The organism is Paenibacillus caseinilyticus, from assembly GCF_027533645.1.
Taxonomy (GTDB): Bacteria; Bacillota; Bacilli; order Paenibacillales; family NBRC-103111; genus Paenibacillus_G; species Paenibacillus_G caseinilyticus.
On sequence record NZ_JAQAGY010000006.1, the window covers coordinates 29,976 to 52,733 of the forward strand.

Annotated in this window: 20 protein-coding genes; all 20 read right to left on the reverse strand. The window is 56.7% G+C overall.

Translation table 11 applies throughout. The features are described 5' to 3' along the window. Complete coding sequence (yfmF, locus tag O9H32_RS10935; RefSeq protein WP_269866110.1) at positions 1–1,305, reverse strand: EF-P 5-aminopentanol modification-associated protein YfmF; 1,305 nt, start codon at positions 1,303–1,305, stop codon at positions 1–3. 84 nt (positions 1,306–1,389) lie between these two features. Continuing rightward, positions 1,390–2,217 carry a spore cortex-lytic enzyme gene (sleB, locus tag O9H32_RS10940; RefSeq protein WP_269866111.1) on the reverse strand — a complete coding sequence of 276 codons (828 nt, stop codon included), beginning with the start codon at positions 2,215–2,217 and terminating at the stop codon, positions 1,390–1,392. 128 nt (positions 2,218–2,345) lie between these two features. Further along, positions 2,346–4,949 (reverse strand): FtsK/SpoIIIE family DNA translocase, encoded by a 2,604-nt coding sequence (locus O9H32_RS10945; RefSeq protein ID WP_269866113.1) that lies wholly within the window; start codon positions 4,947–4,949, stop codon positions 2,346–2,348. A gap of 68 nt (positions 4,950–5,017) precedes the next feature. After that, on the reverse strand, positions 5,018–5,251 hold the full coding sequence (locus tag O9H32_RS10950; protein ID WP_269866115.1) for a YlzJ-like family protein: 234 nt from the start codon (positions 5,249–5,251) through the stop codon (positions 5,018–5,020). Then, a complete protein-coding gene (locus tag O9H32_RS10955) occupies positions 5,248–5,997 on the reverse strand; it encodes a ClpP family protease (RefSeq protein WP_406627300.1) in 750 nt (249 codons plus the stop codon). Before O9H32_RS10955 ends, O9H32_RS10950 begins: the two co-directional genes overlap by 4 nt. A 168-nt stretch (positions 5,998–6,165) precedes the next feature. Then, positions 6,166–7,842 carry a ribonuclease J gene (locus tag O9H32_RS10960; RefSeq protein ID WP_269866117.1) on the reverse strand — a complete coding sequence of 559 codons (1,677 nt, stop codon included), beginning with the start codon at positions 7,840–7,842 and terminating at the stop codon, positions 6,166–6,168. Positions 7,843–8,190: 348 nt separating this feature from the next. Then, positions 8,191–9,054: a 4-hydroxy-tetrahydrodipicolinate synthase gene (gene dapA, locus O9H32_RS10965; RefSeq protein ID WP_269866118.1), complete on the reverse strand. Its 864-nt coding sequence runs from the start codon at positions 9,052–9,054 to the stop codon at positions 8,191–8,193. A 275-nt stretch (positions 9,055–9,329) separates the two neighbouring features. After that, positions 9,330–10,547, reverse strand: a complete 1,218-nt coding sequence (gene dapG / locus O9H32_RS10970) for an aspartate kinase (RefSeq protein ID WP_269866119.1) — start codon at positions 10,545–10,547, stop codon at positions 9,330–9,332. 87 nt (positions 10,548–10,634) lie between these two features. Further along, positions 10,635–11,675 (reverse strand): aspartate-semialdehyde dehydrogenase, encoded by a 1,041-nt coding sequence (locus O9H32_RS10975; RefSeq protein ID WP_269866121.1) that lies wholly within the window; start codon positions 11,673–11,675, stop codon positions 10,635–10,637. 44 nt (positions 11,676–11,719) lie between these two features. After that, complete coding sequence (locus tag O9H32_RS10980; RefSeq protein ID WP_269866123.1) at positions 11,720–12,313, reverse strand: dipicolinate synthase subunit B; 594 nt, start codon at positions 12,311–12,313, stop codon at positions 11,720–11,722. Next, positions 12,310–13,209 (reverse strand): dipicolinate synthase subunit DpsA, encoded by a 900-nt coding sequence (dpsA, locus tag O9H32_RS10985; protein ID WP_269866124.1) that lies wholly within the window; start codon positions 13,207–13,209, stop codon positions 12,310–12,312. The genes O9H32_RS10980 and dpsA overlap by 4 nt, the downstream gene beginning before the upstream one ends. A gap of 318 nt (positions 13,210–13,527) precedes the next feature. Further along, positions 13,528–13,983, reverse strand: a complete 456-nt coding sequence (gene dut, locus O9H32_RS10990; RefSeq protein WP_269866125.1) for a dUTP diphosphatase — start codon at positions 13,981–13,983, stop codon at positions 13,528–13,530. Continuing rightward, positions 13,976–15,226: a M16 family metallopeptidase gene (locus O9H32_RS10995; RefSeq protein WP_269866127.1), complete on the reverse strand. Its 1,251-nt coding sequence runs from the start codon at positions 15,224–15,226 to the stop codon at positions 13,976–13,978. Before O9H32_RS10995 ends, dut begins: the two co-directional genes overlap by 8 nt. A 144-nt stretch (positions 15,227–15,370) precedes the next feature. Continuing rightward, positions 15,371–16,414 (reverse strand): polysaccharide deacetylase family protein, encoded by a 1,044-nt coding sequence (locus O9H32_RS11000; protein WP_269866129.1) that lies wholly within the window; start codon positions 16,412–16,414, stop codon positions 15,371–15,373. 172 nt (positions 16,415–16,586) lie between these two features. Further along, a complete protein-coding gene (pnp, locus tag O9H32_RS11005) occupies positions 16,587–18,689 on the reverse strand; it encodes a polyribonucleotide nucleotidyltransferase (protein ID WP_269866130.1) in 2,103 nt (700 codons plus the stop codon). A gap of 275 nt (positions 18,690–18,964) precedes the next feature. Then, positions 18,965–19,234: a 30S ribosomal protein S15 gene (gene rpsO / locus O9H32_RS11010; RefSeq protein WP_269866132.1), complete on the reverse strand. Its 270-nt coding sequence runs from the start codon at positions 19,232–19,234 to the stop codon at positions 18,965–18,967. A gap of 191 nt (positions 19,235–19,425) precedes the next feature. Then, the gene (locus O9H32_RS11015; protein WP_269866133.1) at positions 19,426–20,388 is read right to left on the reverse strand and encodes a bifunctional riboflavin kinase/FAD synthetase; all 963 of its coding nucleotides are present in this window, start codon (positions 20,386–20,388) and stop codon (positions 19,426–19,428) included. Positions 20,389–20,497: 109 nt separating this feature from the next. Further along, entirely contained in the window at positions 20,498–21,415 is a 918-nt protein-coding gene (gene truB, locus O9H32_RS11020; RefSeq protein WP_269866135.1) for a tRNA pseudouridine(55) synthase TruB, read from the reverse strand. After that, positions 21,412–22,401, reverse strand: a complete 990-nt coding sequence (locus O9H32_RS11025; protein ID WP_269866137.1) for a DHH family phosphoesterase — start codon at positions 22,399–22,401, stop codon at positions 21,412–21,414. Before O9H32_RS11025 ends, truB begins: the two co-directional genes overlap by 4 nt. After that, positions 22,398–22,754, reverse strand: coding sequence for a 30S ribosome-binding factor RbfA (gene rbfA / locus O9H32_RS11030; protein ID WP_269866139.1), 357 nt, complete (start codon positions 22,752–22,754; stop codon positions 22,398–22,400). The genes O9H32_RS11025 and rbfA overlap by 4 nt, the downstream gene beginning before the upstream one ends. Between the last annotated feature and the right edge of the window lie 4 nt (positions 22,755–22,758).

The following is a 22,758-nucleotide window of genomic DNA, read 5'->3' on the forward strand; positions in this document are numbered from 1 at the left end:
TTATTCGCCCCCCTTGTTATCGCGTAGGAAGTACACGGTATCGAGCTGCACGCGCCGCGCAATCTCCTGGATCTGCTGCGGCGTGGTGTTCTCCACGGCTTCGATCAGGGACGGCACCGTGCGGTCCGCGCCGGAGAGGCGGTTGTTGAAATCGAAGGCAATCAGCTCAAAGGCCGAATCCTGCAGCTCGCGCAGATGCCCGGTAATCATGGCCCGGGTCTGCTGAAGCTCCGTCTCGGAGATGTTCCCGTCCTCCATCGCCTGGAGCTGCTCTTTGATAATCTGGACGGCTTTCTCGTAGTTGCCGATCTCGATGCCGGACTGAATCGTCAGGATGCCCTTGTGTCCGTCAAGACGTGAGGACGCGTAATAGGCCAGGCTCTCCTTCTCGCGGACATTCGTGAACAGCTTCGAATGCGGATACCCGCCGAGAATGCCGTTATACATCAGGGAAGAAGGATAGGAGGCATCCCCGTAGGACGTCGGCAGCCGCAGCCCCATATTGAGTTTGCCTTGGTTCACGTCTAGACGCTCGACGACTTCCTTGACTTCGCCCACCTGCCGGTGTTCCGTCTTCATCACGTAATCCTGCGAGCTGCCCGTTCCGAGGTCCAGGCTCCGCTGGAGCAGACCCATTACCTGTTCCAGCGTCGTGCTGCCGACTACGTATACGTCGATCGGTGAAGAGTGAAGCCACTGCTTGTAACGCTCCGTCAGAGAGGCCGGGTCGATGCGATCCAGCGCTTCGATGCGGCCGAGCGGATGAAGGCGGTACGGCTCCCCGCTGCACATCTCTTCGATGCAGCGCTCCGCGGCATAACGGATCTTATCGTTAACGATCGATTCGAGACGCTTACGCAGCGTAGCTTTCTCGGAGTCGATGTATTTGTGAACCAGTGTATTGCCTTCGAGCGCCGGGCGCGTCACAGCCTCGCCGATGAACTGCAGGGCGCCTTCGAGCAGCGACTCTGGGCTCGATACGAACGCATCCTGTATGACGTCCATACGGAACTGCACCATCTGGTAATCGCCCCGCTTGTAGACGTCAAAACCGAAGCCTGCGCCGTACAGGTCATCCAGGCGCTCGCGGAACTGCTTCGTCTCCGGGTAGGTACGGCTGCCGCGCCGCAGCACGAAGGGGATGAGTGCCGTGGGGGTTACCGTGTCCTCCTGCAAGGGACTGCCGACATAAACGGAGACGGCGAACGTTTTGAACTGCTCAGTGGGTAGAACATGTACACGCACAGGGCCGAGCGTTCCCCGTTCAAATCGGATCTGCTTCAAAGACGATACAACTCCTCTCATGTGCTTCTCCTGCCTTCCTTGTATTATATTCCTCCATAAACAGAAGAAGCAACCGCAGTGCGCCGGTTACTTCTACTCCATGCTCTATTTGCAAAAAATATGCTTGCCGATCGTCTTGACTTGTGGTCGGCTCCAGATCCACTTGGACGTGGCGGTGGCAGGATTGAAATAGTAGATGCACCCTCCCGTAGGGTCCGAACCGTTCAAGGCATCCTGAACAGCCTTGCGGGACTGTTCATTGGGCGTAAGCCAGATCTGTCCGTCGGCTACAGCCGTGAAAGCTCCCGGCTGGAAAATCACGCCCGATACGGTGTTCGGGAAGCTCGGGTTCTTCACGCGGTTCAGGATCACCGCGGCGACGGCGATCTGGCCGATGTACGGCTCTCCCCGTGATTCGCCGTGTACGGCATTGGCCATAATGTCCAGATCCTGCTTGGAGAGACCAAGCCGTGTGGATGGGGTCATACCGGCCGCAGAGGCTGTTACGGTACCTCCTCCGCCCGTAGTACCCGCTCCCGCGCTGCCGCTGCCTCCTGCCGCGGGAGCCTTGCCCCCCTTGACCACCCAAGGAGGCAGATCGGCTGCCGTAGGCTTCCAATCCTTCGTGGCTTCATAGAGCTTCAGCTTGGTTTTGGCGCCGGCGACGCCGTCGGCTTTCATCCCGAACTCGGACTGAAACCATTTCAGAGACCGTAGGGTGTTGTATCCGAAATCGCCGTCCACCGCTCCTTTGTAGAAGCCGAGGTGCTTCAGGCGGCCCTGCAGTTCGTAGATGTCCGCCGTGCCGGAAGTGCCGTATCTAATTTCATTGCCGCTGAAGGTCATCTCCGCGCTGAACCGGTGTTTGACTTCAAATCCGGCGAACATCAGGAGTACCAGACCGACTGTAATGAAGATCAGACGTATGTTCATCCGCTATACTCACCTTTCTCATTCTCGTAATGGCAGCCTATTTATAGGTTATTATGAGAAAGGGAGTCAGCTTCTATTCCACTTGGCAGGACCGCAAATTCTTGGAAGTCCCTGGAACCCTCATCCGGCTAAGAACTCATCCGCATGACCTGATACTGTTCCAAAGACATTAGCACTTCTCTTGGCTTGCTGCCTTCGTACGGGCCAACGACCCCCCGTGCTTCCATCGTGTCGATCAGCCGGGCAGCACGCGTATACCCTACCCGCATGCGGCGCTGAAGCAGGGAGACGGACGCCTGCTTCGCTTCGAGTATGATCTGTACCGCCTGCTCGTAGAGCTCGTCCTCGTACTGATCCCCGTCATCCTGCTTCTCTTCCACCATCGGTACCATGTCCTCGACATATTCCGCTTGTCCCTGTGTCCGCACGAAATTAACCACCGCTTCGACCTCCTGGTCGGAGAGGAATGCGCCCTGTACGCGGACGGGCTTGGAAGCGCCCATCGGCAAATAGAGCATATCCCCGCGGCCGAGCAGCTTCTCTGCGCCCGCGGAGTCCAGAATGGTCCGGGAGTCGACCTGCGAAGACACACCGAAGGCGATCCGGGAAGGAATATTGGCCTTGATGACCCCTGTGATGACATCTACGGATGGACGCTGGGTAGCGATAATCAGGTGAATGCCCGCCGCACGTGCCATCTGGGCCAGCCGGCAGATGGCATCCTCCACATCGTTGGCCGCGACCATCATGAGGTCCGCCAACTCGTCCACGATCACCACGATATACGGAAGCGGAGCGCCCGTCTGGGTCTCTTGGAGCATCGTATTGTAGCCTTCGATGTTGCGTGTGCCGCTCTTCGAGAAGAGCTCGTAGCGCTTCTCCATCTCGACCACCACTTTCTTCAGCGCAAGCGAAGCGCGCTTCGGGTCCGTGACGACCGGTGCGAGGAGATGCGGGATGCCGTTGTATACGTTGAGTTCGACCATCTTCGGGTCGATCATCAAAAACTTGACTTCATCCGGCTTCGCCTTGTAGAGCACGCTCGTAATAATGCCGTTGATGCAGACGGATTTGCCCGAGCCGGTCGCCCCGGCCACCAGCATATGCGGCATCCGGGCCAAGTTGCCGACGATCGGCTGTCCCGAGATGTCCCGCCCGAAGGTGATCGAGAGCTTCGAGGCCGCATCCTGGAATGCGCCGCTCTCCATCACCTCACGCATTGTTACTACCGATACCTCCATGTTCGGCACCTCGATGCCGATGGCGGATTTGCCCGGGATCGGAGCCTCCATCCGGATGTCCTTGGCCGCCAGTGCCAGAGCGATATCGTCCGTCAGCGAGACGATCCGCGAGACTTTCACGCCGACGTCCGGCTGGATCTCGTACCGCGTCACCGCAGGACCTCTGACGACTTCGAGCACCTTGGCCCGGACGCCGAAGCTCTCCAGCGTTGCCTCGAGCTTGCGGGCTACCGCTTTGTAATCCAGCGAATCGCCGCCTTTGCTCCCGGCCGGTTTGGACAGCAGGCCGAGTGACGGCAGCTCGTAAGGGATGGCCAGCGGCTTGCTCTTGATGTCGAACTCCTCGCCCGACGCTGGAGCCACGCCCTCTTCGGCTGCTCCCGGCGCTCCGGCTGCGGAGGATGCGGCGGGAGAAGGAGCCGTGTCTGCAGGCTTGACGGAGGTTTCCTGCTGCACCTGCTCCTGGAAATCCCGGATCACCGGAATCGCAGGGTCGTGCCTGCGGGCAGGCACGACCGGCTCTGCCGGCTCGTCCAGGTCCGCCTGCTGCTCAAAAGCGCTTGAAGTGGCAAGCGGACGTTCGCCGGAATACCCGCTGCCGTCCTCGTCGTCCTGGTCCCATGCCGCGCTTTTTGCTTTGGCTTTCTTGGCCGGCTTCTCTTCGTCCAGCCGGCTCCCCTTGATCAATTCCATGAATACGGACCGCTTCGGGGTCTTCGGGCGTTCCTTCCGCTGAGGCTTCAGCGTCTCCTCGTCGAACTCATCCTCGTCCTCCGCCTCATAAGCCGCTGCCGCATCTTCGGCCGCCTTGCGCTTCTTCTCCGAAGCGGCAGCCGCCTTCGCCGCCTGCTTCTGCCTCTCCTGCAGCTTGCGCTGAAGATAGCGCCCGAAGAGCGTATCCTTGAACGCCTTGCGGCCCCGGACCTTCTCTACGATATCGGCCACCGACAAGCCGGTAACCATCATGAATCCGGCTGCGAACAGCGTGTATTGAATCAGCCGGGCACCCAGGTTGCTGAACAGCATGAAGAGGACCGAATACAATGAGGCGCCGATCATGCCTCCGCCCACCTCATCCCGCAGGATCGCTTGCCCCTGCTCGGTCGGCTTCAAGCCTTCTTTCATGCTGTACCAGGTCTGCGACCAGATTTGACTTCCGGTAAAATCCGTCTTCGGGTACAGCTGCGCAAAGACGGAAATATGGCTCATGAGCAGAAGCGACAGCAAAATAAGCCCGATCCCGTATTTGCGCGGCGTACGCCAAACCGGCCATTCCCGCTTCATCATCGCGTAGAGTCCGGCGTATATGAATACGAGCGGAATGAGAAAATCCCAGGTTCCGATCAAAAACCGGAACAAGTATGTAAGTGAGCGGGCCACAGAGCCCTCTCGTGAAAGCGCGATGATGGAGAGCGTCAGAATCATAATTCCATACAGCTCAAACTTCACATTCGTCTTGATTCCTTTGCCCTTTTTCCTTTTCTTGGACAAGGCCGCTCACCCCCGAGGACTCATTATACCATAACCTGGGGGCAAAACGGTAAGGGCGCAGCGAATTCCTACTCGGCGGCAGGCATGGGCTGGAACTCGATTAACCGGCCCGGCGCATACTGGGGATTGAGATAATCCTGCGGGTTGCAGCTCAGCAGCCGGACGATGGAAGCCTGCTGCCCGTTCAGCGGCTGTACCTGCATCATCACCCCGTTCATGACGATCTCCACGGGCTGCTGCACCTCGGTCTCCCCCCAGCCTTCCATCACCGCTTCCAGAGGCAGAATGGTATAGTGGGTCACTGCACCAAGCCCCCGTTCTGGCCTCTGCGGCGCTCATCGATCAAGAGGTTGAGCTTGCTTATGGCATCCCCCACCCCGCCGATCGCATCGATCAGACCGTATTTGACCGCATCGGAGCCGATGACGGTCGTTCCGATGTCCCGGGTCAATTCTCCGGTTTTGAACATGAGTTCCTTGAACTTGTCTTCGTGGACATTCGAGTGCCGCGTCACGAAGCGGATCACCCGCTCCTGCATTTTGTCGAGATACTCGAAGGTCTGCGGCACGCCGATGACAAGCCCGTTCAGGCGGATCGGGTGGATCGTCATGGTTGCGGTCTCCGCGATAATCGAGTGGTTCGCCGATACGGCGATCGGCACACCGATGCTGTGGCCTCCGCCGAGCACAAGCGTCACGGTTGGCTTCGAGAGGGTCGCGATCATCTCGGCAATCGCGAGGCCCGCTTCCACATCTCCGCCCACCGTATTGAGAATGATCAGCACGCCTTCGATCTTCGAATTCTGTTCCGCGGCCACCAGCTGGGGAATCAAATGTTCGTACTTCGTCGTTTTGTTCTGCGGAGGAAGGACCATATGCCCTTCCACTTGGCCAATGATCGTCATGCAGAATACATTCGATTCTCCGCTCGGTGCCACGGTCTGTCCTAGCTGCTGGATCGTTTCGACGGTCGTTCCTTTCCGTACTTCCTCACCCGGCGCACCTGGCGGATTCTGCTGCGGCATGGCCGGCGGTTGTTCCTGCTTCATATTGGACAAGGTCTGCACACTCCCCGGTAATCTTCTGAAATCTCCTATAGTATGGGTCCCCCGGATGAAAATATGTAAAGAAAAAGCAAAAAGAGCTCCCGCACGCAGCAGCTCGCTTGGCGTGGGAAGCTCTTGTCCTCTAAGGGGTTAAGTGACTAATGCCGACTCTCATACTTCCATAATAATGGGAAGGATCATCGGTCTTCTTCTGGTTTGTTCATAAAGGAATCGTCCGAGGGCATCCTTGACATGCGTCTTAAGGGATGCCCATTCGTTCACATTCTCGTTCATCAGACGGTGCAGGGTCGACGTCACGATCCGGTTCGCTTCTTCAAGCAATCCCTCGGACTCGCGCACATACACGAAGCCGCGGGAGATGATATCCGGTCCGGAGAGGATGGTGCCGTCCTGCTTACTGAGAGTCACGACTACAACCAGGATTCCGTCCTGGGACAGCAGCTTGCGGTCACGCAGAACAATGTTGCCCACATCTCCGACGCCGAGGCCGTCGATCAGAATGTTGCCGGCCTGCACTTTGGAGCCTTTGCGTGCTACGCCGTCCTGGATTTCCACCGTATCGCCGTTGTCCACGATGAAGATATCTTCCCGCGCTACGCCGACCGATTCCGCCAGGAGTCCGTGCTGGCGAAGCATCCGGTATTCCCCGTGAACCGGGATAAAATACTTCGGACGCATGATGTTCAGCATCAGCTTCAGCTCTTCCTGGCTGCCGTGTCCCGAGACGTGAACGCCGGTGATAGAGCCTGGACCGTAGATCACATGCGCGCCGATTCTCATCAGCTCGTCCACGGTACGGCCAACATACCGTTCATTGCCCGGAATCGGCGTAGCCGCGATGATCACCGTGTCGCCCGGCAGGATATCCACCTTGCGGTGCGTGGAGCGGGCCATCCGTGTAAGCGCCGACATTGGCTCGCCTTGCGATCCTGTCGAGAGAATCGCTACGCGGTCCGCCGCCATCTTGTTCACTTCCTCCGGCTCGATCAGCATGCCGTCCGGAATATGCAGGTAGCCGAGCTCGCTGGCGATCGTCACTACATTCACCATGCTGCGTCCGATCACCGTCAGTTTCCGTTTGGTCGTTACGCAGGCATCGATCACCTGTTGAATCCGGTGGATGTTCGACGCGAAGGTCGCAATGATCACGCGCTGCTTCGCTTTGCGGAACACCTCTTCAATCTCCGCTCCGACGCTGCGCTCCGAACCTGTATAGCCCGGGCGCTCCGCGTTCGTACTGTCGGACAGAAGGGCCAGTACGCCCTTGTGCCCGATGGCGGCCATACGGTGCAGGTCCGCGTATTGTTCATTGACCGGCGTCTGGTCGAATTTGAAGTCCCCCGTATGGACTACGTTGCCCTCCGGTGTCTCGAGGCACACGCCGACGGAATCCGGGATGCTGTGGTTCGTTTTAAAGAACGTCGCCGTCATCGTCCCCAACTCCAGCTCGGAATCCGCCGTAATGACAATCCGATTCGTCTCGCCGAGCAGATTCGCTTCTTTCAATTTCGTCTCGATCAGACCCATGGTCAGCCTTGTCCCATAGATCGGAACATTCAAGTGCTTCAGCACGTATGGCAGGCCGCCAATATGGTCTTCATGTCCGTGGGTGATAATAATCCCGCGGATCTTATCCCGATTCTCCGTTAAGTACGTGATGTCCGGAATGACGATATCAATCCCGAGCATATCCTCTTCCGGAAACTTCAAACCGCAATCGATGACGACAATATCCTGATTATACTGTACAACGTACATATTCTTACCAATTTCGCCCACGCCGCCCAGGGCAAAGATCGATAATTTTTCCGTGTTTTTCTTAGACAATGTTGATAAACCTCCTCTAGTTAATTGACGACGATTTCATTATGAGCTGCAAACCATAAAATACCGCACCAGTCACTTGCAACCATTATACATGATAAAAAGTTCCATTTACAAGCGAAGCCTGTCCGTTTGCCTTTCTCGCCTGAAATCCCCCGTATTTCTTACCATTACCCAGGAATTAACCGCGGTCTAACGGCTGCGGCGCAAATAAGTTAAACGGCTTCGCCGTCCTTTTAGAACAATGCACATTTATGAGATATAAGATCACAGGATCGAGCCCTGGCGAGATACAGATTCTTATATATCAAAAAAACCGGAGCGCAGCGATCCGGTTTCTAAGAGATGCCTTTATTGGAACAGGGAAGCGATAAACCTGCCTTCGTCCTCGGTTGCGGGCAGCAGCGGCAGGCGTACGCCGCCGGCCGGCAGTCCTTTGAGGGCGAGCGCATGCTTCACCGGGGCCGGACTCGGGAAGGTGAAGAGTCCGCTGAATACCGGAAGCAGCTGAGCGTGCAGCTGGACCGCTGCCTTCACATTTCCGCTCGAATACGCCTCGATCATCCGTTTCATTTCTTTGCCTACCACATGACTGGCCACGCTGACGATGCCGTGCGCACCGACGGACAAGGCCGGCAATGCGCTGCTGTCGTCCCCGCTGTAGACCAGGAAGTCTTCTGCCGCACCGCTAACGATCCGCGTCAGCTGATCGGTGCCCGCACAGTCTTTAGTGGCGACGATGTTCGGTATATGGGACAGCCGGACCGTCGTATCCGCATCAATGTTCACCACCGACCGGGAGGGAACATTGTAGAGAATCACAGGGATGGATACCGACTCGGCAACCGCTTTGAAATGCTGGTACAGCCCTTCCTGGGAAGGACGGTTATAGTAAGGGGCTGCGAGAAGCAGGGCATCCACACCGAGCTTCTCGGCAGCCTGCGACAGATGGATGCTATGCGCCGTATCGTTGCTTCCCGTGCCTGCAATAATTTTACAGCGGCCCTTTGCCCGCTTCACCGCCGCTTCGAAGAGCTGCAGCTTTTCCTCTTCGGTAAGGGTTGGCGACTCGCCGGTCGTCCCGCAGATCACCAGGGAATCGCTTTCCTGTTCTTCGATCAGATAGTCGAATACCTTTGCAAAACCGTCCCAATCGATCTTTAGATCACTGTTAAAGGGAGTGATCATCGCTGTTATTAGTCTTCCGAAATCCAAGGTGTACTCCTCCTATCCTGAAATTGCAGAGCAATTCCAGCTATGCCGCAGGACAGCCTGCGAATTCTGTTATTCTTGCTTTGGTTCAATGCCGCTATACGAAAGGGATGCTTCGTTATAACGGAGGCATAGAGCCGTGCAGGGCAAGGAAGCAGGCTTATCCGGTCCCAGAGTAACGCTTTATCTCTTTACCATCTTACAGTATCCGTCTGCAGCAGGCCGCCTTCGCAGGAACAGACTGTCCAAGGAGCCGCGGGGCTCCCTGGACCTTCCTCTTACCTGTGAAGCTCGAACTGTTTATGCAGTGCGCGCACCGCCTTGGCCATATCCTGCTCTTCCACTAGCACCCAGATCGTCGTATTGGAATCTGCCGACTGCAGAATGCTGATATCTTCTTTCGTCAACGCTTCGACAATGTGCGCCATGATGCCGGGTACCCCGTTCATCCCTCCGCCGATCACGGATACTTTGGCGCAGTGGGAAGTGACATCGGGTGTGAGCCCAAGCTCCTTCAGCTTCGCGGCCGCCCTCGACGCCTCATGGTCAAAGACCGTGTAGACAACGCCGGACGGGTTCACGTTAATGAAGTCGACGGAGATCTTCTCCTGTGCCATAGCCTTGAACACGCTAAGCTGCAGATCGAAGCTTCCCTCCTGTGCCCCCACACGGATTTGCGATACCCCCGCCACATGGGCAATTCCTGTAACGAACCGGTCTTGAACCGAGCCCGCTCCAGATTTCAGTCCCGAAGGATGAGTGACCAGCGTTCCTGGGTCTTTGGAGAACGTCGAACGAACCCTTACCGGTATGCCGGCATGCATCGCCACTTCAACCGCGCGCGGATGGATCACCTTGGCTCCGAGATGCGCCATGTTGCAGATCTCGACATAGGATACGACCGGCAGCGGCTTCGCATCCTCGACGATCCGCGGATCAGCCGTGAGAATCCCGCTTACATCGGTGAAGATATCGACGATCTCCGCATGCAAGGCAGCTCCCAGCGCCGTCGCCGACGTATCGCTGCCACCTCTGCCCAAGGTGGTAAAGTCGCCTTCCTCGGTCTGACCCTGGAACCCGGCGACGATGACCACCTGGCCGTTCGCTAGCCCTTCGTGAATACGAACAGGGTCGATCGACAGTATCTGCGCATTCCCAAAATCCGCATTGGTGCGGATCCCCGCCTGTGCGCCCGTAAGAACAGAAGCCGCTATGCCCTGCTCGTTCAGCAGACTGCATAGCGTTGCCGCCGAGATCAATTCACCGCAGCAGAGCAGCATATCGCGCTCACGTGCGGGAAGTGCATTGCCATTCGATGCGACCCATCCGAGCAGCGTATCCGTAGCATAGGGCTCACCCTTACGGCCCATGGCCGATACCACGACAACCGGCTTATAGCCCTCGTTCAGCGCATCCTGGATATGTTCTATGACGTGTGTTCTGGCCTCGGCGGTGGACAAGGACGTGCCTCCAAACTTCTGCACCAAGATCTTCATGAAGATCCCTCTCTCTTTCCACCTGAAATTTAAAAGCAATCAAAAGACTGGCTCCCTGCAGTATACAGGAAGCCGGCTTCCGTTCTATTAATTTTGCTGCACGGCGATGTACTCCGCAATCTGTACGGCGTTCCAAGCGGCACCCTTGAGCAGATTATCCGAAACAATCCACATGTTCAGCGCGCGCGGGTTGCTGAGGTCCCGTCTCACCCGGCCAACGAACGTCTCGTTCTTACCGGCTGCTTCCGTAGCGAGCGGGTACAGCTGTTCGGCCGGATTGTCTTGAAGCACGATGCCCGGCGATTCCGCAAGAAGATTCTTCACTTCTTCGATGTCGAAATCTTCTTTGAGCTCCACATACACGGATTCGGAATGACCGTACACGACCGGGATGCGGACGCAGGTAGCTGTCACTTCAAGCGATTCGTCACCCAAGATCTTTTTGGTTTCGTTAATCATCTTCATTTCTTCATAAGTAAAACCGTTCTCGACGAACTTGTCGATCTGCGGGATAGCGTTGAATGCGATCTGATGCTTCTTCGGCAGGGATCCTACCGGCAGGATCTGCGGCTCCGGTGCGTTACCTGCAAGCACTTCCTGGGACTGGCGGAGCATCTCGTTGATCGCGCTGGCACCCGCTCCCGAGACGGCTTGGTACGTCGAAACGATAATGCGAGAGATGCCGTAACGGTCATAAAGCGGTTTGAGCGTCTGTACCATCTGAATCGTGGAACAATTCGGGTTGGCGATCACGCCTTTGTGGTCGCTGACCTTGTCGATGTTGACTTCCGGTACCACGAGCGGCGTGTCCGGGTCCATCCGGAATGCGCTCGTGTTGTCCACGCATACCGTGCCATGCTTGATCGCTTCGGGAACCAGGGTACGGCTGACGTCGCCGCCGGCGCTGAAGAGCGCAATGTCCACGCCTTGGAAGCTGTCCGGAGTCGCTTCTTCAAGCGTAATCCCACGGCCTTTGAATTCGATCTTCTTACCGGCAGAACGTGCGGAAGATAACAGCTTCAATTCGTTAATGGGGAAATCCCGCTCCGAAAGCAAACGGATGATTTGTTCTCCAACGGCACCTGTTGCGCCCACTACTGCGACATTAAACAATTTCTGATCCGACATGTGTTCGTCTCTCCCCTATTAATGATGAATGAATGGAATCTAGTTCAATAGTTAAACCGTTCGATGATCATTGGCTGCAGCTGCTTGCCCGCGAGGGCAGCCTCGCAAGTTTCCATGATAAGATCCATACGTGCTACAAGAGAGTTCGGTTTCGCCGTAGGCGCATCCTGCCCGTAAGGCACGAAATAGATATTCTTGGTGATGAGCAGCTTGCCTACGTTCATTGCGTTCAGCCCTAATCCGTCGTTCGTAGAAATGGCCAGCACGAGAGGACGGCCGTTGCGCATCTGCGCTTTGGCGGCCATCAGTACCGGGCTTTCGGTCATGGCATTCGCCAGCTTGCTTGTGGTATTCCCCGTGCAAGGAGCGATGACCATGACATCGAGCAGTTTCGAAGGTCCGAGCGGTTCTGCTTCTACAATTGAAGAAATAATATCATTTCCTGTGATGTCTTTCAACTGTTTTTGCCAATTTGCCGAAGTGCCGAATCGGGTATCCGTCGTCAGAATCGTATTGGAAACGATAGGAACCACCTTGGCTCCGGCATCAATGAACCGCTGGATTTGAGGCATGACCTCCTCGAACGTGCAGTGGGAGCCCGTCAGTGCAAAACCGACCGTAATCTCTTTCCAGTTCATCCCTCGTTCCTCCTCGCTTTTGCCTCTTCCATCATAATGCGGGTAATCGTATCGGCTATGATCCGTCCTGCCGTCTTCGGCGCCACGATGCCGGGAAGCCCGGGAGCGAGCATCGCCTTCACTCCGCGCTTCTCCGCAAAGCGGAAATCCGTCCCTCCCGGACGGGAGGCCAGGTCGATGATCAAGGCGCGGTGCGGCATCTGGGCGATTACTTGAGCGGTAATGACCGGGGCGGGAATCGTATTGAACACGTAATCGACCCGGGCTGCCTGTGTTTTCAACTCTTCCATATGGAACGGATTCAGTCCCATTTCATAGGCCCGCGCGTAATACTCGGGTTTATTCACGCCCACCTTCACATGAGCGCCCATTCCCTGTAACGTCCGAGCCAAGGTAATACCGGTTCTTCCGAATCCGAGCACCATCGAATCGGAACCGTGAATCGTAATGTCCGTGTTCTGAATGGCCATCATAATGGCCCCTTCGGCCGTTGGGATCGAGTTATAGATCGCCACATCATCCCGGTCGAAGAGCTCGATCAGGGGAAGCCCGTTCTCTGCGCAGAGCTGTCGTAAGTAAGGTTTGGCCATGCCGGTGAATACCTTGGCATGCTTCGGCAGAGCCGCAATATGTTCCGGAGTCAATCGAAGCTCCACGGAGGAGAACAGCGAATCGATTCGTCCGCTGTCATCGGTTCCGACAGCCGGCAGGATGACCGCATCCAGACCCGCCATCACTTCAGGAGTGAATTCAGCTTTCGTGATACCGCTGAACGCGTTTTGCAAGTTATCGAAGCCGATCAACAGAACGGTGGCATCCAGCTCGGAGCATTTGCCGATGACCTCCAGCTGCCTCGCATCTCCGCCGATCAATGCCACTTGAATTCCGGTCAGCATCCATCTTCACCTCTTTCTTCCCATAGAATGACAACATCAACCCGCGGGCGGGTACATGCCAAGGGCCGTACCCCGGCTTCATGGCCGAAAGTACCTGCCGCCTGCAAATCGCAACCCGTCATCCCCCGGGATAGGCGGCAGGAGAAGGTTTGCTCCGCCTGCCGCTTTCGGATAAATCATCTTATGCCGGTGCCTATGGATGGGTTCCAAGTCGGAGGTACGGAAAGGCGATAGCACATCTCTGGATACAACAAAAAAACGCCCCTCGGATTGCGGAAGTTACTTCCGTCATCCGAAAGACGTTTGCGGCTCACTGTCTTACTTGGTTCCGGTATGACCGAACCCGCCGGCTCCCCGTACCGTGGCGCCGAGTTCCTCCACTTCGGTCAAGCGAATCTGCGGGACGATCTGGAATACCATCTGCGCTATGCGTTCCCCGCGCTCGATCACGAACGGTTCTCCCCCATGGTTGATCAGGAGCACCTTCACCTCGCCGCGGTAATCCGCGTCAATCGTGCCCGGGGAATTCAGTGCTGTGATGCCGTGCTTATACGCAAGGCCGCTGCGGGGGCGAATCTGCGCTTCCAGCTCACCCGGCATCGCCAAGGCGAAGCCGGCAGGAACGAGTGCCCGCTCCCCTGGTGTAAGCGTGAGCGGCTGCGCGAGTGCCGCATACAAATCGAAGCCGCTGGCCAGCTCCGACATTTTCTGAGGAAGGGGCAGTCCCTCGCTGCCCGGCAGCCTCTTGATCTCTACGTGGAATGCCTCAGACAAGTATATCCCTCCTGAAGCCTTGGATCGCATTGTCGTTCTGCCCTACCATCGCAAGGGCGAACGGATTCGACAGCATGCTCGCGATCAGGTCGCGGATGTGGTCCATCTCCACCGCTTCCACCCGCTCGATCATCTCATCGAGGCTGTAGTGCCGGCCGAGCATCAGTTCATTCTTCCCTAGGCGGTTCATCCGGGAGGAAGTGCTCTCGAGACTCAGGATCAGACTGCCTTTCATCTGCTCCTTGCCTTTGCGCAGCTCGCCATCCGTCAGGCCCTTATCCTTCAGCTCCGACATCATCTCAAGGGTGACCTTAAGCACCTCGTCGGTCTGCTTCGGTGCGGTGCCCGTGTAGACCGTGAACAACCCGCCGTCCTGATAAGAGGTGTGATACGAGTAGACGGAATACGCGAGCCCCCGCTTCTCGCGGATCTCTTGGAACAGACGCGAGCTCATGCCCCCGCCGATCGCATTGTTGAGCAGAACCATCGCATAGAGCCGCTCGTCTTTGGCCGACAAGCCGGGCAGAGAGAGGCAGATGTGGTTCTGCTCGGTCTTCTTCTGGTGGGAGAGCTGGTTGCTGTGGAAAGAAAGCGGGCTGTCCACGCCCCCGGCCCCTTGGGCGGCGAATGCCCCAAAATGGGTTTGAATCAACGGCAGAACATCATCGCCCACATTGCCGGCAATGCTGATCACCGTGTTGCCGACCGTATAATGGGTGTCCATATACTCCCGCAGCGTGGACGAATCCATCGCGGCCAAATTCTCCTGCGTACCGATAATCGTATTCCCGAGCGAATGGTTCTCAAAGGCCGCTTTGGCGATGAGATCATGTACCATATCGTCCGGCGTGTCTTCGTACATGGAGATCTCTTCGTATATGACATTCTTTTCTTTGGCCAGCTCTACCGGATCCAGGACCGAGTTAAAGAACATGTCCGAGAGCACTTCCACCGCAATCGGAAGATGCTCGTCGAGCACTTTACAGTAGTAGCAGGTATATTCCTTGGAAGTGAACGCGTTCACATTGCCGCCGATGCCGTCAAAAATTTCGGCGATATCCTTGGCGCTGTATTTCTCGGTCCCCTTAAAGAGCATATGTTCGATAAAATGGGAGATCCCGTTCTGCGTCTGGCTTTCGTGACGCGAACCGGTTTTGACCCAGATGCCGAATGCAACGGAACGGCATGTGGGAATTTTCTCCACAACGACCCTGAGTCCGTTGTCCAATGTATATTTGTCCAAGCGGGAAGCCTCCTCAGCTAGCTATGTAATCAAAATAAGTCCGTCCACCGGACGCGAAGCTCCTGCAAGAAGGGCAATGGAGCCGAAGCGGGGATTCTCTCCCGCAGCAGGCAAAGGCAGGAAACCCTTCATTAGATATTATCACTATTGGCGGGCGGACTCAACTTCCGGCAGCCGATCCGGCGAAATCACCTCAGAGACCGTCCCCAGCGTCAACCCCTTCGAGCGGATCGCCTGGATCATTCCCTTCAGCGCCCCACTGCTGGAAGCCGTTGGATGCATGAGAATCAGCGTACCGGGCTCCACCCGGGTCCGTACCTTGTCTACGATGGAGGCAGGCGACGGCTTCTTCCAATCGATCGTATCGAGCGTCCAGAGGATGGTGCGAAGCTTGAGTTCGTGAGCCACCTGCACGGTGGTCTGGCTGTAGTCTCCCGATGGCGGAGCGAACAGCCGGTTGCGGATGCCGACCTCGCCGGTCAACAGCGCCTCGGTCTTGGAAATTTCCGTCAGATTGCCCATCCGGTCCAGTTTGCTCATGTCCTTGTGCGAGTAAGCATGATTGCCCGCCTCGTGCCCTTCCGCCAGAATCCGCCGGGCGGTCTCCGCATTCTTCTTCAACCACATGCCGTCAAAAAAGAATGTCGCGTGCACCCCCTCCTGCCGCAAGGTGGCGAGCATGGGCTCCAAAAACTCGTCGCCCCAGGCCACATTGATCATCATGCCAGCCATTTTCTTATTCGGATTGCCCTTATAGACCGGCTGGGGCCCGAGCTGGTCCAAGCCGATCGCCGGCGGCACTTCCTTGTAGATCAGCTTCAGTGGCTCGCCCCCGCCCTGCTGCGCCAGCTTGAACGTCGCCTCCACGTCAACCTCCAGCCCATTGTAGCCCGGTATCGCCTTCCATACCGGGTCCAGCCTCGCATTCACCGGCGCCACCCGGCGTTTGTCTGCTTCCGCTTGGATCTGCCTGCGGATCTCGCTCTTTCCTTCCTCCTGCTCCTCTCCCGTTACAAGCCTCACGGCGGCTTCTACCGCCTCCATGGCAGGCGCCTTGCCGGCTGCAGGGGCATCGGCGGCCCGCTGCCTCGCATGGTCCGCGAACTCGTTCACGGCCGCCGAGTTCTCCAGTCCCAGCAGCACGAGGCCCAAACAAACCGCCGCTGTTGCTATAGGATAGCGTTTCATGTGCATTCTCCTGTCGCATCACCGTTTGTCCCATACATATGCGGACGCGGACAGGTTTATACCGCCGTGCTTGCTTGGCTCATTGCGTACATACACAGCAAAAAAGAGACAGACTGCTCTGACTCTTTCTTCGTTTGTCTGCCCGAAGGCAGACGGATATGCGGTTGAGGATTTAAGCTTGTGCTGGTGCTTCAGCAGTGAGTACGGCTTTGCGCGACAAGTTGACACGGCCCTGCCCGTCAATCTCGGTCACTTTCACGGTGATCTGATCCCCGATCTTCACAGCATCCTCCACTTTGGCTACACGCTCAGTGGACAATTGCGAGATATGGACAAGCCCGTCTTTACCCGGCAGAATCTCCACGAACGCGCCGAACTTCTCGATCCGCTTCACGGTGCCGAGATAGATCTCGCCGACGATCACTTCGCGCACAATGCCTTCGATGATTTGGCGCGCCTTTTCGTTCATCTCCTGGTTGGAAGAGGCGATGAATACGCGGCCGTCCTGTTCGATATCGATCTTGACGCCCGTCTCTTCGATGATCTTGTTGATGATCTTCCCGCCTGCTCCGATGACATCGCGGATCTTATCCGGGTTGATCTGCATCGTAATGATCTTCGGCGCATACTTCGAGAGAGATGTCTTCGGCTCGGTGATCCGCTCCAGCATCTTGTTCAGGATATGCATCCGGCCGACTTTGGCCTGTTCCAGCGATTGGGTGAGAATGCTGCGGTCGATGCCGTCAATCTTAATATCCATCTGCAGCGCAGTGACCCCTTTAGCCGTACCTGCTACTTTGAAGTCCATGTCGCCGAGATGATCTTCCATCCCTTGAATATCCGAGAGAATCGAGAAATGCTCGCCGTCTTTGATGAGCCCCATTGCTACACCGGCTACTGGAGCTTTGATCGGCACACCGGCATCCATCAGAGCCAGCGTACTTGCGCAAATACTTGCCTGCGACGTCGAACCGTTGGATTCCAGCACCTCGGAGACCAGACGGATCGTGTACGGGAACTCCACCTCATTCGGGATGATCGGCTCAAGCGCACGTTCGCCCAAAGCACCATGTCCAATCTCGCGGCGGCCCGGAGGACGAAGCGGTCTGGCTTCCCCTACGGAGAACGGAGGGAAATTATAGTGATGCATGAAGCGCTTCGACTCTTCGAGATCGATCCCGTCAAGAATCTGCACGTCGCCGAGCGCACCCAAGGTGCAGATGCTGAGCGCCTGCGTTTGTCCGCGCGTAAAGAGACCGGATCCATGCGTGCGTGGGAGCAGGTTGATATCGCATTCGATCGGGCGGATCTCGTCAAGCGCACGGCCGTCTGGACGCACTTTGTCATGCGTGATCAGGCGTCTTACTTCTTCCTTGACGATGTCGTACAAGGTTTCCTTCACATCGCCCATTTTCTCCGGCGTTTCGGCATAGACGATGGCAAAGTGTTCCTTGGCTTCGGCATTCACTGCGTCGATCGCTTCTTGGCGGGCATGCTTCTCCTGCACCTTGATCGCTTCGACGAGACGGGACTGCGCGAACTGGCGTACGGCCGCATTGACTTCCGCATCCACCGCATGCAGCTTCACTTCCATCTTCGGCTTGCCTGCTTCCGCAACGAGCTGCTCTTGAATCGCAACGATCTTGCGGATCTCATCATGGCCGAACATGATCGCTTCCAGCATGACTTCTTCCGGTACTTCGTCAGCACCCGCTTCAACCATCATGATCGCGTCCTTCGTACCCGCTACCACGAGGTGGATATCACTCTTCTCCGCCTGCTCGAGCGTCGGGTTGATCAGGAATTGACCATCCACACGGCCTACGATCACGCCGCCTACCGGACCGTTGAACGGCACATCGGAGATGCTCAGCGCCGCAGAGGTACCGATCATCGCAGCAATCTCGGGCGAGCAGTCTTGGTCCACGCTCATGACGATGTTCGCGATCTGTACGTCGTTACGGAAGCCTTCCGGGAACAGCGGACGAATCGGACGGTCCGTCAGACGGCTCGCCAGGATCGCTTTTTCGCTTGGACGCCCTTCACGCTTGATGAATCCCCCAGGGATCTTACCGACCGAGTATAAGCGCTCTTCATAGTTCACGGTGAGCGGGAAGAAATCAAGATCTTTCGGCTCGGACGATGCCGTCACCGTACATAAGATGACCGTATCGCCGTATTTGGCTACGACGGCGGCGTTGGCCTGCTTGGCCAGACGCCCGGTTTCGAGGATCAGCGTACGTCCGCCCAGATCCATCTGCACCTGCTTCTGCATAAACAACCTCCTCAGGATTGGCGCACAGCTTACACCCAGCTGCACGGAACCCGGAAACTCCGGGTTCTTCTTCATTTTACCATTCTTCATCTTGGCTAGTATTTCCTGCTTTTAGGGAAAACATTATTGGACCATGCGGCCCTTGAAATCCCATGGCACCGCAATTCCTCTGTCCCGGCCCCATCTCGAAAAAAAGCAACCCCGTGTTCCCATGCCCCCTACCGGAAGTCCGGCGGGAACAAAGGACGAACGTGGTTGCTTTGTGGTTTTGCCAATTAGCGGCGAAGACCGAGTTTCGCGATCAGGTCGCTGTAACGCTGAACGTCCTTATTCTTCAGGTACGTCAGAAGTTTACGGCGTTGTCCGACCATCTTCAGAAGACCGCGACGAGAGTGATGATCCTTCTTGTGCGTCTTCAAATGGCCAGTCAGGTTCACGATGTTTTCCGTGAGGATTGCGATTTGAACTTCAGGAGATCCCGTATCGCTCTCGTGAGTCTTGTGAGTAGCAATCAGTTCCTGTTTGCGTTCTTGTGTAAGTGCCATTGGTAATTCACCTCCATTATTCATGTAATTGCCTCTAGCCCAGAGACCGTCGGAGAATCGAGTCTCCATGCCATGGTTACTTCTGCTTTGTTTCTTCTGCTTGTCTGTATCCCGCTAGCATCCGTTTCGCTTGCAGCGAAAACAGCAACGTTAACCAGTATAGCACAGAGGAATATAAAAAGTAAAATGAATTACGAGAGTTCGGAGGAATTTTCTTCCGACAGCAGAGAACGGGCTTCCCGGGCATCCCGGCCGATCTGTTCGATCAATTCCGGAACGGATTCGAACTTGCGCTCGGCGCGAATATATTCGATGAAATCCACGCGGACTTCTTCCCCGTACAACGAATCGTCAAAGTCAAACAGATGCGCTTCGAACACAGGTTCCTCAACATGGGAACCGAACGTAGGCTTAACGCCCAGGTTCATGACGCCCGCCCGTTTGTGTCCGCGCACTTCCACCTGAACGGCGTATACGCCGTTCACCGGAACCACATAAGGGGCTGTCACTTCGACATTGGCAGTTGGGAATCCGATGGAATGCCCCCTGCCGTCCCCATGGACCACCTTGCCCCGTACGTGGTAAGGCCGGCCAAGCAGATGGGTAGCCTGCCGGATCCTCCCGGCAAGCAGCGCCTCTCGCACCAGGGTGGAACTTACCTTGTGACCGTCGATATGGTACGGACGCACCACCTCCACGGCAAACCGGCCCGCTGCGAGTTCGCACAGCGTATCCGGCGTTCCGGCCCCCCGGTGTCCGAAGGTAAAATCGAATCCGACGAAGACGGTATTCACGCCCAGCGGAACGAGCATCTCCTCGACGAACTGCTCGGGGGTTACGCACATAAACGATTTGCTGAAATCAACTATGTACAGGGTGTCGACTCCCAGCTCCCGAAGACGCTCTTCCTTGGCCGAGAGCGGCGTAAGCAGCCGCGTATACTTGTCCATACCGAGCACCTGTCTCGGATGCGGATGAAACGTCATGATCGCGGCCGGCAAGCCGAGTTCCTTGCCCCGCTCCACGGCCCGGCTGATCACTTCCTGGTGGCCCCGATGGACCCCGTCGAAGTCACCGATCGCCAGTACCCCGCAGGGCCATCCTGCACGCCCCGGCTGCGGCAGCGGGAATGTGAGTTGTATCGTTCTCATCATCGCTTCGTTCACCTACTTCAGACCTTGGCGGCAGCCCGCCGCAGGTCCGGGATACACAGCGGCCGATTCCCTGCATGCAGAGAGCCGGCGCGCTTGTTGACCATCTATTTTACGAAAAAATCTTCACAGGGAGAAGCATGCCTTGGGCCGGATCCCACTCGTATACTCCGATTAAATCCCGGTTCGGAGAATAAGCGGCAGCGGTTTCGCCTCCCGTCAAATGGGATACCGCCTCAGGCAGTACCCGGATCTTCTGGCCTTGCAGCGCCTTCACGGTCTGTATCTCGTTCAGAGACACCGAAGGAAGATGCTGTAAAGCCTGGTCCATAGGAATGAGCCGCGCCCCTAGCGAGCCTTCCCGCTGCATGTCTTCGATCTGTTCGAACGTGAGGCATGCTTCAGGACCGATGTGGCCGGTTGACGTGCGAACCAGCTCCGCCATGACGGCAGGGACACCGATCGCCGCTCCGATATCGACGCAGAGCGTCCGGATGTACGTACCTTTGGAGCAGGCGACGCGAAACCGGACTTCCGGGTAAACTCCCGTCCAATCCGTATCAAGCACATCGATGCGGTGAATCGTCACCTTGCGGGCTTTGCGTTCCACTTCCACACCTTGTCTGGCGAGATCATAGAGGCGCTTCCCATCCACTTTAACAGCGGAGAACATAGGAGGTACCTGCTCGATCTCGCCGACGAACCGGCTGACCGCCTCCGTAACTTCTTCTGGCGTCAGCTTCAAAGATAAGCCTTCTTCCCTCCGAAGCACCTCACCGGACAAGTCCTCCGTATCCGTGGCTATCCCGAGACGGAGCGTCGCCTCGTATTCCTTCGGCAGCTCCTGTATGTATTCCACAAGACGCGTGGCCCGGCCGATGCACAGGGGGAGTACCCCTGTCACCTGCGGATCCAGCGTACCGGTATGCCCGATGCGCTTGATCTTCAGAATACGCCGGACCTTGGCCACTACATCATGTGAGGTAAACCCAGCCGGTTTCCAGACCGGCAGTATGCCTTCAAGCGTCATGCGATTCCCTTCCCCACTTCACTGACTATCGCTGCAACGGCCTCATCCATGGTCCCGTGGAACGTACAGCCTGCCGCTTTCACGTGACCCCCGCCCCCGAAGGTTTGGGCGATGGCCGCTACGTCGGCCGTTCCGCCGGAACGCAGCGAAACCTTGATGACGCCGGGCTGCTTTTCCTTGAACAGCATCCCGACCTCCACTCCCTCCACATTGCGCGCATAGTTCACGAGGCCGTCCATATCCTCGGACGAAGCCCCCGTGGACTCGCGGTCCTGCAGCGAGACGCTAAGCCAGGCAATGCGGTTTTGATGTGAAAACCGAAGCGTGTTCAAGCTTTGTTTGAGCAGGGACACTTGCCCGTAAGTCATTGTTTCGAGCAGCCTTTCGGCAAGCTCATGTCCTTGAACACCGCGGCCGAGCAGGTCTGCCGCGATACCAAGCACCTTGGGAGTCGTATTGGAATAACGGAACCCTCCGGTGTCGGTCAGCAGTCCGGAATAGATGCAGCTGCAAAGTCCCAAGGGCATAGAGAGCCCCAGTTCCTGCACGAGGTCATACAGCACTTCTACTGTCGCCGCCGCATCCGGAACAACAAGATTTACCGTACCAAAATGATCGTTGGTCGCATGATGATCGATATTCAGCAGGGCCGCCGTAGGCGAGATGCATTTGTGGACTCTGCCAATCCGCTCATAATCCGCGCAATCCACGGATATGACCCGCTCGAACTTGCGTTCGGGCGGGTTCGTATCATAAGCATGGATGGGGCCGACGCCGGAAGCCATGTACATGTACTTCTCCGGCATGCGGCCTTCGTTCACCAAGGTATAGCTTTTGTTCAAGGCCTGAAGCATCCAGGCTACGGCAAAGGTAGATCCGGCCGCATCCCCATCGGGCTGCATGTGGGACACGACCAGAAAATCATCGCCTTCCCGGATATAGTCTGCCGCCGCACGAAACGAGGCGGCATAATCCGCTTCGGTCATAGATTCGCATTCCCCTCGTTGATCTGGTGGAGGAGCGACTCGATCTTGCTGCCGTAATCGATGGATGCATCGAATTTGAAGAGAAGTTCCGGTACCTTGCGCATACGAATCCGCTTGCCGAGTTCAGAGCGGATGAAACCCGTGCTGCGCGCGAGAGCCTTCAGCGTCGCTTCCTTCTGTTCGTCACTGCCTAGCACGCTCAGAAAAATTTTGGCCTGAGAGAACTCGTTCGTTACATCGACTCCGGTAACGGTGATGAACCCGATACGCGGATCTTTCAGTTCGGATTGGATAATCTGGGAAATTTCTTTCTTGATCTGTTCCCCAACCCGGCCGACACGAATTTTAGCCATGCGA